The organism is Nonomuraea sp. NPDC003707, from assembly GCF_053587055.1.
Map to the genome: position 1 here is coordinate 32,545 of NZ_JBSFNK010000058.1, position 13,074 is coordinate 45,618.

The 13,074-nt window shown below is 69.9% G+C and carries 7 protein-coding genes; 6 read left to right on the forward strand and 1 reads right to left on the reverse strand.

Going from position 1 to position 13,074, the window contains the following annotated elements; genetic code table 11:
- The first annotated feature begins 7 nt into the window (after positions 1-7).
- The 6 genes from ACWDRB_RS62185 (at position 8) to ACWDRB_RS62210 (ending at position 11,400) form a co-directional block, all read left to right on the forward strand.
- Positions 8-412 (forward strand): IPT/TIG domain-containing protein, encoded by a 405-nt coding sequence (locus ACWDRB_RS62185; RefSeq protein ID WP_449911327.1) that lies wholly within the window; start codon positions 8-10, stop codon positions 410-412.
- A 24-nt stretch (positions 413-436) separates the two neighbouring features.
- A complete protein-coding gene (locus tag ACWDRB_RS62190; protein ID WP_449911329.1) occupies positions 437-2,485 on the forward strand; it encodes a hypothetical protein in 2,049 nt (682 codons plus the stop codon).
- A gap of 1,500 nt (positions 2,486-3,985) precedes the next feature.
- Positions 3,986-4,564 carry a hypothetical protein gene (locus ACWDRB_RS62195; protein WP_449911331.1) on the forward strand — a complete coding sequence of 193 codons (579 nt, stop codon included), beginning with the start codon at positions 3,986-3,988 and terminating at the stop codon, positions 4,562-4,564.
- A 14-nt stretch (positions 4,565-4,578) separates the two neighbouring features.
- Complete coding sequence (locus tag ACWDRB_RS62200; RefSeq protein ID WP_449911333.1) at positions 4,579-6,633, forward strand: ATP-binding protein; 2,055 nt, start codon at positions 4,579-4,581, stop codon at positions 6,631-6,633.
- Positions 6,626-9,322: an eCIS core domain-containing protein gene (locus tag ACWDRB_RS62205; protein WP_449911335.1), complete on the forward strand. Its 2,697-nt coding sequence runs from the start codon at positions 6,626-6,628 to the stop codon at positions 9,320-9,322. Before ACWDRB_RS62200 ends, ACWDRB_RS62205 begins: the two co-directional genes overlap by 8 nt.
- Positions 9,322-11,400 carry a glycosyltransferase family 2 protein gene (locus ACWDRB_RS62210; protein ID WP_449911337.1) on the forward strand — a complete coding sequence of 693 codons (2,079 nt, stop codon included), beginning with the start codon at positions 9,322-9,324 and terminating at the stop codon, positions 11,398-11,400. Before ACWDRB_RS62205 ends, ACWDRB_RS62210 begins: the two co-directional genes overlap by 1 nt.
- Before the next feature lie 390 nt (positions 11,401-11,790).
- On the opposite strand, the gene ACWDRB_RS62215 is transcribed toward ACWDRB_RS62210, so the two are convergent.
- A complete protein-coding gene (locus ACWDRB_RS62215) occupies positions 11,791-12,411 on the reverse strand; it encodes a hypothetical protein (RefSeq protein WP_449911339.1) in 621 nt (206 codons plus the stop codon).
- Between the last annotated feature and the right edge of the window lie 663 nt (positions 12,412-13,074).

A 13,074-nucleotide genomic window follows, 5' to 3' on the forward strand; every position in this document is an offset into this window, starting at 1 on the left:
GCATGCGATGCCGATCAACATTCCCCGGGTGCAGCCCGGTGACCTGATCAGGGCCGACTTCGTCAACAGGCTGATCGCCGGGCTCGAGGAGTTGGACGCCAGGCTGACCGCCGTCGAGTTGGGCGGCGGAGGCGGTGGGGGCAACGCCCCGGTCATCACCGGCCGTTTCCCGATCGGCGACATCACCCGGGGCAGCGAGCTGCGGCTGCTAGGTCGTAACTTCCTGATCCCGGCCAACGACAACAAGGTCGAGATCGATGGGGTCTCCGTGGGAGACCTACAGTTCGGCTCCAACGAAAACATGTTGATCTTCGTGGTGCCACCAAATCTGACCAGCGTGCCCAAGGACGCCGTCGTCACCGTCACCAACCGCAACGGCAGCGCCCGCACGACGGTGCGCATCATCCCCTGACGCTCGACCGAGAAGGAGGGCGCGATGGCCAGACTCTGGCTCGCCGTCAAGGACTCCGTCGTCCCCAACCCCGACATCAACGGCGACACCGGGATTGCCGACCCGGGAGTGGCGTTCCCAGGCCCGGGAGAGTCCGGTTACACCGGCGGCGCCCGGGTGAGCTGGGTGAGCGGTTCCGCACTGCCACAGGTGATCCTCCAGGGCGTTCGGCGGACCGACGGCGACTTCGTCTCGCTAGCGTTCTTCGTCCGGTTCGACCGCGATTTCAGCGATCACGACGCCATCGTCATCGGGTTCCGGAAGAACGCCGCTGGACCGCACGACCAGACCCAATGCCGCCGGATCGACATCTTCCCGCTGCACGCCGGTGCGGGGGCGGGACCCACTCCAGAGCCCGAGGACTCGTCGCCGGATGTGCGCACCGGCCAGCCACCGAGAACGGTGGTGTACCGGAAGGGCATCGGCACCGCGCAGTGGGCGAAGATCACCGCCCCGACCGCCGCAGGCCTCATCGCGGTGCGCTCCTGGCGGCCGCCGACCCCGTCGGGTTGGCGCCAGGAGCGCGCGTGGAGTGTCGAGGCGAAGATCCCAACAAACGCGGCGGCCGGTACGTCGGTCGGGCTCGACTGGATCGACCTCAACACGTCGTCGTTCGGCCTGTACATCAGCGTGATCAGGACGATCGCGGATCCAGTGTCGGGCCTCGGCCTCTTCGCCAACCAGTTCATCTGGCCGACCTCCAGCCCTCCGTTGACCGGCACGCTGGATCCCATCGTCCAGGTTGACAACATCCAGATCGCTCCCGGCTCATACGGCGAGGCCGTTCTCCCCACACCGGGCGCGCCCAACCCCAACAAGGGGGTGAAGTTCGTCAACGGCGAGCTCGGCATCGGCATCCGCCCGCAGGCAGGCGGCGCCCTGGGCGCCACCATCGATCTGACGGGCACCAACACCCTCACCGCGCGGGTGATGAACGACAGCACCGACGCCTCCGGCGACGCCTCACGGGTGACGGCCGAGTTCCGCCTGGCCAACTGGGGCCTGGGCGCCAACACCACCTGGACGCGGATTATCACCCAACCGGGCACCAACCCCAGCACCCCGGCGGTGGACGTGCCGCACGGTACAGCGTCGCTGGATCTGACCACCAACTGGGAGCTCACTGCGACCCAGCGCGTGCAGTACGACACGGACGCCACGAGGCACCAGTGCTTGACCGTGCACCTGGATGCCGCGGGGTCGCGCCGGAATCCTGTACTGGGCGCGACCAACGCCAGCCCGATCGAGATCACCACCCTGGACCCGCACGGCCTCACCACCGGCGACCGCGTTATCGTCACCGACGTGGCCGGGAACAGCGCCGCCAACAACACCGTGACCACCCCCGAGTGGACCGTCACAGTCACCGGCACCAGCACGTTCACGCTGGACGGCTCTGCGGGCGACGGCGACTACACCAGCAACGGCTTTGTGAGGCGCGCGGCGGTCCAGGTGGTGGAGTTCGCGCAGAGCAGCATGCGGCGCAACATGGACTTCCTCGACCTTTCCGACGCGGAGCGGGAGGCCGAGATCAGCGGCGCTGGCTATCCCGAACCGCCGCAGGGCCGCGCCGACCACGACTTCCTGCTGCTGGTGGACGCCCGCGACCTGACGCCTCGCCGGACCATAAGCCGTCATGGGGCCCGCCTGCAGGGCCTGCCGGAGGAGATGGCGGCGGACGTCGCGGAAGGCGAGGGCACCGTCAGGCAGGTATGGGTCTGGGTCGTCCACGGCTACCGGGACACCGGACACACCCTGCGCGTCTCGGGCGCGGAGTACAAGATCTTCGATCCGGCGCCCGGCGCATTCGGATACGTGGCGCAGCACGACGGGCCGGCGACCGACGTGCTCACCTTCGACCTGTCCGGAGGTCGGCTGACCCGGCACGGCGACGGCGTGTACACGCTGCCTGTGCCGCACAACGGGTCGGTGGTCATCCACACCGTGGTGTCCGCAGGCCCCGCGCCGCAGGGCTGCCTCCCGGGCTGGCTGGCGCGGCTCATCGAGGCGGTCAGGAGGCTCCTGGGCCGTTGACCACCCGACAGACCTCGCGAGTTGTCACGATCGGAGGCTTCCGCGCGGTTGACCATGCCGGTCGTGACCGGCATTCGCCCTGGCGCAAGGACCGGGGTTCATCGGAGGAGGTGACAGGTGAAACCGTCCATGATCGTCGGCAGGCTGCGCGTCCGCAGCCGCGACACCGGGCGTGCGGCAGCCGCCGTGCACGTCCTCGCCGATGCCGTCTCGTGGCCCGGCGGCCTCGGCCTCGGCCCCGGCGCCATCCTGGTGATCCGCCGACTGGCCGTCCCCCTTCTCGGCCCCAGCCGAGCCTGCCATGAGGTCGCCCCGGCGGCCACGGGTGTCGCGTGGAGCGGCACCCTCATATCCGGGACCATCCCTCGGCCGGGTGGGACACCCCTGCAACCCGGGGTCGCTTTCCACACGCGCGGTGCCGCCGCTGCACTGGCCCATGCCGTGCGGAACGCCGCCCGACCCGCAGCGGCCTTCGTACCGGCCGGGGCCAAGGCGGTGCTCTTCGCCGACCGGTCGGAGCTGCTGGCCTCGCTGACCGGGGACTGGCTGGCTGGGGTGCTCCACGACCGATGGTGGTGGCGCCAACTCATGCCACGCTGGGCGGCCACCGGCGCGGAGGGCGTCACCCGGGCCTGGCTGGAGGACACCCGGTACGTGCCAGCGGCGCTGGAGTTGCTCGCCGCTGGGGGGCGGGCCGTTCCGTTCTGCGGGGCGCTACCCGAGCTGTCGGCCCTCGCGCTCGCCGCAGCGACGGCCGTGACGTTCGGTGGACCCGACCTGCGCTTCGCCGCCCGCCCAAGCGGTTTCGACCCCTCCGCCAAGGCGCCCGCAGGACCGCTCCGGAAACCTGGGCGACCCTCCCGGCCCGGTCTCTCGGAGGTGGGACACGGGGTACGCCGTCGCCCGTCAGAGCAGGCCCCGCTACCTCGCGTGCCCGAACAAGCCTCTTGGCTTCCTGCATCTGGGCAAGCGCTTCGGCTTCGCATGCCGCCCTGGGCCGAGGCGGTCCCAGAATCCGCCGCCCCCGGGCTGGCCCCCACGCAGAGGCTGCTCCTCGGCACCGGCCTGGCCCTGCGCCGCTGCCCGGTCGTCGCCTCCGGCCAGGTGTTCTGGCAGGGCGTACAAGACTGGCTTGCGGCCGGGGGCGGCGACCCATCCGGTGAGCCGGTGCCCAGGGGTGTCCCGGCAGGTGACGGAGCTGTGGGACGGGGTCTCACTCTGGGGGAGTGTCCTCCCCTTCGTCGGCGTCCGGCTCCTGATGCCTCGACCCCCAGCTTGGGCGGTCTGCAGGCGAGGTGGTGCGATCCGCTCCCCGACCAGGGCAGTCCACAGGCTGGTCGTATGGATGAGAACCAGGGTTCCAGTCTCACCATCCCCAGTGGAACGGGCGCTCCAGAGGGCCCGCGGACGGAACCCCGCGCGGCTGGCTCGGACGGTCCCCGGCCGGATGCCTCCGCTGCCGAACCGGGTGGTGACTGGCGGGCGCCCGGCGGTCCCGGGGTGTCCTCGGAGACCGTCGCCACCAGGTTGGGCGGCCTGTTCTACCTGCTCAACGTGGGGCTCTACCTTAGCCTGTACGGGGACTTCACCCAGCCCGCGCGCCCAGGGATCGCTCTCGACCCCTGGGACTTCATCACCCTCCTCGGGCGGGAACTCCTCGACTCACCCGCCCTCCAGAGCCCTGCCGACTCCGCCGTGGAATCGCCGGGCTCGTCCGCCTTGGAGAGCTCTACGGCCATCCCCGGGGACTCAGTCTGGGGGCTCCTGGCCCGGCTGGCGGGCCGGTCGGGCGGTGAGGAACTGGGACGGGGGTTCACCCCGCCGGGCGGGTTGCGGCGCTGGATCGCCGAGTTGGCCGCCTTGGTCCGAGCGCGTGTGGGGCTCGCCCTCGGCTGGGGACCGGCGGAGGTGGCGGCCCTGCTGCTGGTCCACCGGGCGACGGTCTTCGCGACCTCCGCCCGGGTCGACGTGGCGCTCTCCCTGGCGGAGCTGCCGATCGAGGTCAGGATGTCAGGCCTGGACCGTGATCCCGGCTGGCTGCCCGCCGCCGGGCGGACCGTGGCGTTCCACTTCGACTAGGGAGGGGGGTTGAGGTGAGGAACCCGTTCACGGGACGGCCGCACAGCGCGGCGGAGCACTTCCGCCTGCACTTCTACGGTGCCGTCCTGTACCTGCGTGAACGCCTGGCCGCCGTCGCCCCCGAGCGGGTGGCCCTACTGGGGCCGTACCTGGACGAACTCGACGCGACCGGGTGCGGCAGTCGGGCCGAGTGGGAGGCAGGGCTCGCCGCCTGGGAGGCGAAGTCGCCGGTACGGCTGTCGCTCGCTGGGCTGGGGGACACGGCAGGGATTGGCCGGGACGCGCTCCTCCTGCTGTTCGTCATCGGCCTTGGGGAGGAGGACCCCAGGTTCGGCGCGCTGTTCGAGGCCATCCAGGGCGGGCAGCCGTGGCCCGCCGCCAGGCTGATCGCCAACTGGGACGACGACCCGCGTACCCGGCTCGCGGCCCGCCGCGCGCTGGGTGACCTGCTCGCGCTCGGACTGGTCGAGGCGGTGGACCCCAGTCTCCCCGAGAACGCCTGGACGCTGCGCCCTCAGCCGCTGATCTGGGACGCCGTACGAGGCGACGTACCGCACCGGCTCGCCGAGTGGGCCCGCTACGAACCCGCCGACGCCCTGCCCACCCTGGCCGACCTGATTTTGCCAGAAGACGTCCGGCGCCGGGCCGCAGCCCTGGCGCGGATGTTACCGGGGACGCTGGCTGGGGTACCGCCCGGAACGCCGCCGCCGGGGGCGTTGGCGGCGGGTGTGGTGGCACACGTGGTGGTTCGGGGGCCGCGGACTGGGGGCAGACGGACGTTGCTGCGGGCGCTTGCGGGCGGGCTGGGGCGCGGTGCCCTGGACCTGTCCGCCCTCACCGGCCAGGCCTCCGACCCCCGGTGGCGGATCGCGGGTCTACTGGCCACGCTGCTGCACGCCTTGCCGATCATCACGCTCGACCCGGCGCCGGGGGAGACGGCGCCGGTTCCGCAACTGGCGGCGTACTCGGGACCGGTCGGGCTGCGGCTGCCGATCCATGGGGGTGCGGCGGCGGACGGGACCATGACGCTGGTCCTGGGCATGCCGGGCGAGGCGGAGCGGCGGCGGCATTGGGAGGCGGGGCTGGCCGGGTACGCGGCGGCGGACACCGCCGCGCTGGCCGTCGCCTACCGGATGCCCGGCGGCACCATCCGCCGGGTCGCCCGCTCGGCCGCCGCCGAGGCGTCCGCCGACGGTCGCGCCGAGGTCGTGGCCGCCGACGTGGTCCGGGCGAGCCGGGCCGTCCGCGCCGAGCCGCTGGACACCCTCGCCACTCGGATACCGGTCCACGGCACCTGGGACGACCTGGTCACCGCTGAGGACACCAAGGCCGAGCTGCTGCTACTGGAACGCCGCTGCCGCAATCGGGAACGGCTGCCAGGGACGCTGCCGCCCGCCTTCGGCACCGGATTCGGCCCGGGGGTGCGCGCGATGTTCACTGGTCCGAGTGGCACCGGGAAGACCCTGTCCGCGCATATCCTCGCGGCGATCCTCGGCAAGGATCTCTACCGGCTGGACCTGTCGACCGTAGTCAACAAGTACTTGGGGGAGACCGAGAAGAACCTCGACCGGGTCCTCGGCCACGCCGAGACGCTGGACGTCGTCCTGCTGATGGACGAGGGCGACGCGCTGCTGACCCAGCGGACCGGCGTGCGGACCGCCAACGACCGGTACGCCAACTTGGAGACCGACTACCTCCTCCAGCGGATGGAGTCCTTCGAGGGCGTCCTCGTCCTCACCACCAATGCCGAACAGCACGTCGACGCCGCCTTCGAACGGCGGCTGGACGTGGTCATCGACTTCCCGACCCCGGGACCGGCCGAGCGCTGGGCGATCTGGCGGCTCCACCTCCGCGCCGGGGGCCCAGTGGACGACGGCTTCCTGGCCGAGGCGGCGGCCCGGTGCGCGCTAACCGGCGGCCAGATCCGCAGCGCCGTGCTGCACGCCTCCCTGCTCGCCCTGGACGACACCGGAGTGATCACCACCGCCCACCTGGCCGAGGCCATCCGCCGCGAGTACCGCAAGATGGGCGCCGTCTGCCCCTTGCGCAGGGCGGCTGCCCATGCCTGAACCGTCTGCCCCGGTCCGCCCTGCGGTCCGTGAGCGCGTTGCCGAGCCGGCGCCCGAGCGCCCGCCGCCCCGCCCGGCCACGCCATCCCCGCTGTCGTCCCTGGTGGCCGCGCGGGCGCTGGCTTCCGGGCCCGCGATCAAGCTGTACACGCCCAGCGGCGTACCGCCGGAGAGCCTGCCCGCACCGGTCCGGGAGGCGGTGACCTCGCCCGGAGCCGGGAACCCGCTGTCTCCGCAGGTGGCCGTCCCGCTCTCCATGTCCTTCAACGCCGACGTCAGCTCGATCCGCGTGCACACCGACCGGAAGGCCCAGGAGGCCGCGGAGATCCTCGGTGTTCGTGCCTTCACCTGGGGCGTCAACGTCTACCTCGCCGAGGGCGAGCAGCCGACCGACCTTCCGCTGATCGCCCACGAACTCGCGCACGCCATCCAGCAGGGCGGCGAGCCCGCGGTCCAGTTGTTCGGCGGCATCCACGACCCCTTGGAACACGAGGCCGACCGCGCCTCCGCGGCGGCCGCCCGCGGCGCCCCGGCCGTCGTACGGGGCCGTACCTCCGGCCCCGTCGTGCAAGGCCTCCTCGGCTGGGTGCGTCGCAAACTGGCGGCGCTCAAGAAGCGAGTCCTGGGGTGGCTCAGGAAACACGCCCGCTCCGTTCCCGGGTACGACCTGCTCGCCTTCGCCCTCGGCAAGGATCCGATCTCCCAGGACAACGTCGACCGGAACGCCATCAACCTCATCAAGGGCATCGTCGGCCTCATCCCCGGCGGCGCCGCCATATTCGACAACCTCCAGCGCGCCAGGGTGATCCAGCGGGCCTACGAGTGGTTCTCCACCGAGATCACTAAGCTCAACCTCACCTGGTCCTACATCCGTAGCCTGTTCGCGCAGGCCTGGGACGCCCTCTCCCTCGGCGACCTGCGCAGCCCCAGCCGGGCCTGGGGCAAGATAAAGGCCGTCTTCGGCCCACCGCTGGGCCGGATCCGCGACTTCGTCGTGGCTGCCGGGAAGAAGGTGCTGGAGTTCATCTTCGAGGGCGCCCTCGCCCTCGCCGGAGGCGCCGCCCAGCGCATCCTCGCCATCTTCCGCCGGATCGGCGCCGTTTTCGGCCTGATCGTCTCCAGTCCGGTCCGCTTCCTGTTCAACCTGGTCGGCGCGGTCAAAAGCGGCATCGCGCTGTTCCGGTCCAAGATCGGCCAGCATCTGCGTACCGGAATCTTCGAATGGCTGGTCGGCTCGATGAAGGGCACCGTCCAGTTGCCGTCGGTCTGGGACTTCGCGGGCATCCTCTCTCTGATCCTCCAAGTCCTCGGCCTGACTTATGCGGCGCTGCGCGAGATCCTGGTGAAGGTGCTCGGCGCCCCCGCGGTGGAGTACATCGAGAAGGCCTTCGACTGGCTGCGGCTGATCGTGACCAAGGGCCTCGCCGCGGCCTGGGACAGGATCAAGGAGTACGCGACCAACCTGGCGGACAGCCTGATCCAGTCCATCCGGGAGTGGGCCATCCGCTCGGTGGTGGGCGCCGCCGTCGCCAAGCTGGTCATGCTGTTCAACCCAGTGGGCGCGATCATCCAGGCGGTCATCGCCGTCTACAACACGGTGATGTTCTTCATCGAGCGTGCCCAGCAGATCGCCCGCCTCGTGAACGCGATCCTGGACTCGGTCGAGAACATCGCCCGGGGCAACCTCGGCGCGGCGATCGCGTACATCGAGAAGACCATGGCCGCCACCCTGCCGGTCATCCTCGGCTTTCTGGCCCGCTTTGCAGGTCTGGGCAACGTCACCGGCCACGTCCTGGGCTTCATTAGGCGCGTCCGTGGGGCCACCCTCATTGCCCTAGAGCGGGTCGCCCGCTGGATCGCCGACCGCGTCAAGGGCATTCTCACCGCCCGCGCCAAGGCCACCGGAGGGGCTGCGGTGAAGGCACGCGCCCGGCAGATGCTCCAGCAACGCCTGCGCCGGGCGAGCAATCGCGCGCAGGGCGACCAGGTGATCCGGGAAGTGACGCGCGAACTACGCCCACAGGGCCTCAAGCGGCTGGAGATCATCAAGCAGGAGGCGGACGGCTCCTACGTGATCGGCGCGGAGGCCAGTGCCTTCGAGAACCTCATGAAGTACTTGTTCGAGCGGGACCGCACCGCGTACGGCAAGATCGCGGTCCGCATGCTCACCAAGTTCACCCTCAAAGGCACCGAGGCACCGTTCCCGGACTGGCCGCGGGTCCCCGGTACCAATCCGGTGGTGCAGCAGCCGGGCGGGCAGGGACCTGGCCAGGTCAGCTACGCGGTCATGGCCCCAGTGAAGGCGCTGGCGGCTGGCGGCATTGTGGTCCAGCCCGACCAGTCTAAGCAGGGGGCGACTTCGACGGAGGTGTACACCGGCACCTACAACACCGCCGAGGACGCCAGGGCCTGCGATAACCGGACGCACGCGGAGTACCAGTGGTTCGCCTGGCTCGTGCGCCAGTCCCCGGAGTTCCGCAGGCGTGTCACCCACGTCGAGGTGGAGATGATCCGGTTCAGTCCGTGCCATGAGTGCACAGGAACGCTTATCGATGCCATGGGTCTTTTCTTCGAAAAACCTACCGCGCATCTCACCTACTACGAGCTCTACCGGCACCCGCAGTGCGGCACGACACCCGGTGACCTGGGCCGTTTGCGTGACGTCGGCTGGATCGTCAGGGGCGGCTGATGCGAAGCCTGATCGTCTGCCTCGTGCACGAGGTCCCCGAATGCGTCGTCGACCTGGTCGACAACCTCCGGTTCCTCGACCCGGGCTCGGACGTGCTGCTCTACGACGGCAGCGCCGCCGGGGGCCTGCTGCGGGGGCTCCGCTTGGCGGAGCGGGAGGGCGTTCACGTCCACCCCGCGCCCCGGCCGATGAACTGGGGACGGCTCCACGATTACGCGCTGGATTGCATGCGCTTCGCCCTGGCGAACCTGGACTGCGACACGCTCACGTTCATCGACTCCGACCAGCTCGCGGTGCGCCCCGGCTACTCGGCTCTCCTGGGCCGGTTCCTGGCCGCCCACCCGTCGGCCGGTTGCCTGCTCATGGACCCGCGGGTGCAGCCGCTGGACACTCGGTTCCTGGTGCCCGGCATCGCGTGGCGGGAGGTGGAGCTTTGGCGTCCGTTCCTGCGCCGGTTCCAGGACGGGGAGCGCCGGTTCCCGCACTGGTCGCTCTGGTCGTCCACGGTCTTCCTCCGCGCCGCCGCGCGCGACGTGGTCGAGCTGTGGCCCGACCCCGACCTCCAGGCCGTCATGGCGCGCACGGAGCTTTTCGCCACCGAGGAGCTGGTGCTGCCCACTCTTGCCGCCCTGGCCGGGCACGAACTCGTCCGTAATCCGTGCAGTTACGACTACGTCCTGTTCCGCCGGGAGCTCACCCCGGCCCAGTTGGACGCCGCGATGGACCGGCCCGACGTGTACTGGGCGCATCCCTTCCCCCGTCGCGCCGGCGATCCCCTCCGCGCTCACCTCCGTACCCGGTTCGGCGGCTACCGCTCGGCCACCCGCCCCAAGCGGCATACCCCGCTGGTGTCCTGCGTGATGCCCACCCGGGACCGCCGCGGGTACGTCCCCCATGCGATCCGGTACTTCCTGCGCCAGGACTACCCCGACCGGGAGCTCGTCATCGTCGACGACGGCACTGAGCCGGTGGCCGACCTGGTCCCCGACGACCCCCGCATCCGGTACGTCCGGCTGGCCGGGCACCACACCATCGGCGCTAAGCGCAACATCGGCAACCAGCAGGCGTGCGGAGAGCTGATCGTGCACTGGGACGACGACGACTGGATGGCCGACCGGCGGCTCTCGTATCAGGTGGCGTCCTTCCTGGAGCAGAACGTGGACGTCTCCGGGCTGACCACGCTCCTCTTCTGCGACCCGCGCGAGGGGCGGAGCTGGCGGTACGAGTACCCGTCCGACCAGCGCCCCTGGGTCGCTGACGCGACCTTCTGCTACCGCCGCGAGCTGTGGGCCGCCGCGCCGTTCCCGGACGTCAGCTATGGCCTCGACACCGGGTACCTCTGGGGCGACCGGGCCCTGCGCTTGGGCGCGCTCGCCGACCCCACCTTCTACGTGGCGATGATCCACCCGGGCAACACCAGCGCCAAGCACCTCAACGCCTGGTGGAAGCCGTACCCGCTGGCAGAGATCACCCGGCTGCTAGGCGACGACTGGGCGGGCTACGCCCCGGCCGCCGCCCCCGGCAGCGACTCCAACTTGGGGAAATGGGAGCCCATGTACCGGGGCCTCACTCGGCCCAGGCCATTCGGCGACACTCGAACCTACGAGCTGGGCGCCCGCTTCCTGGCCGACTGCGCCGAGGTCGAGGACTGGGGCTGCGGCGCCGGCTGGCTACGCCGCTACCTGAGCCCGGGCCAGCGCTACCGGGGGATCGATGGCACGGCCACCCCGTTCACCGACGAGGTCGCCGACCTCACAACGTACCGGAGCACCACCGAGGCGATCTTCATTCGGCACGTGCTTGAGCACAACTATGCCTGGCACGACATCCTGGCCGGCGCGGTGGCCTCCTTCACCCGCAAGCTGGTCCTGGTCCTGTTCACGCCCCTGGAGCCGCGGCAGCGGGAGCTCGCCTACTGGCCCGAGTACGGCGTGCCCGACCTGGTGCTGCCTGAGCCCCAGGTGACCGCCGCCCTCGTCGGCTGCACGGTTCACCGCCAAGACCTGGCCACAATCACCCAGTACGGCGCGGAAACAGTCTTTTACGTGGAGCGGCCTCCCCGGTTTCCAACGGCGTGAACCTCCGTGAACGCTTTTGGTGCTTGTCTCGTAAAGACTGCCCACCCTAAGGCGTCGAAGGTCAAGTGACTGGCGCTCCGCGCTGCGTATTGCTGCAAGAGCGAGCAGCTGGCTTCGCAAAGACGCTGAGACGCACCTGCCCCAAGACGGGCAGTAGCAGCCGATGGCGGCTGCGGGGCTCCTTCCGGTGGCGATGCCGTCATGTTCACTGCTCCTCAAGGTGTGTTGTACCGGACGCCTCAGCAACCAGGTCAGCGTATGGGCGTGGCGAGCAGCTGAGTTATGGGCTCCGGCGCCACCATCGGGGCACCGGTGATCAGCGGCTGTACCGCTCGAATATTGAGTTGCGTGCTTTGAGCTGCGGTTAATCGGCGTAGTGGTACTCGCTGATCATGCCTGCCACGACGGGTTTCGGCAGATGGATCGGGGTCGTTGAAGTCGGTCACGTTGCGGAGGGGCTGCATCGTGGCGTCTGGGGGACGTTGGTGCCGGGACTGGTGAGGCCGATGTCCGTTGCAATGGATCAGATATTCCTGGAGCACAAAGGTCAGGTGGCGTTTCGCCGAGGATCAGGATCCGGTCCAGGAGTTCGCGGCGTAGGGCGGTGACCCGCTCGCAGATGGCGTTCATTCGCGGCGTCCGCGGCAGCGTTGTGATGGCCCGCAGCCCTTCAGCTGTGAAGATCTCCCTGAACGAGAAGGTGAAGAGCGGATTGCGATCGTGGATCAAGAACCGTAGCCGGGCGATGCGATCGCCCAGGTCCATGGCCAGGTTGCGGGCCTGCTGCCCCTTCCATGCCCCGGTCGGGTGCGCGGTCACACCGGCCAGGTGCAGTCGCCGGGTGCCGGGCTCGATGAAGACCAGCACATACAGCTGTTTGAGCAGCAGCGTCTCGACCACCAGGAAGTCACACGCGACGATCGCGTGGGCCTGGGCAGCCAGGAATGCCGCCAGGTCGGTCCGGCCCGGCAGGGCGCCGGATCGATACCGGCAGCGTGCAGGATCTCCCACACCGTATAGGCCGCGATCGTGTACCCCAGCCGGACCAATCTCACCCTGGATTCTCCGATGTCCCCAGGTCGGGTTCTCCCGTGCCATCCGGACGATTAGTGCCTTGACCGGTCGGCGGGTGCATGGCCGTCTCGGGCGCCGCCTATCCGTGAAGGTCCACTTACGCGCTACGAGGTGGCGATGTCAGCGCAGGATTGTCGCCGGGGTGACCGGAAAATACCTCCGCCCACCGGCGGCGGTGAACTAGTCGCGACAACGCGGCAAGCCAGAGTCGGTCGGTGTGATCCCGCCGCGGCCGGTCACCGAACTGGCGGCGGAGTACCTGGTTCTCGTGGCGGAGCACGAGCAGCTCAACGTCCTGGGACAGGTCAGCGCGGGCCAGCACCGTCAGCAGGCCGTACAAGCCCCTCACCAACCGGTAGGCACGCGACAACAACACCTTGCGATAGTTGCAGCGGCCGCCCTGATCACGCAGCAAACCTCCAGCTCACAGCACGAAACTGTGTTTTCGAGCGGGACAGCATCATGAGTTTGGTCGACAAGGCTCTTTAGCGGTAAGGCAAGTCCAAGCGCCGCTGAGGCGACGATGGGTATGGTGGGCCGGTAGGGTGCCGTCGTGCTCGGTGCGTGCTCGTACGCCCCGTCACACGCCGTCAGAACCCG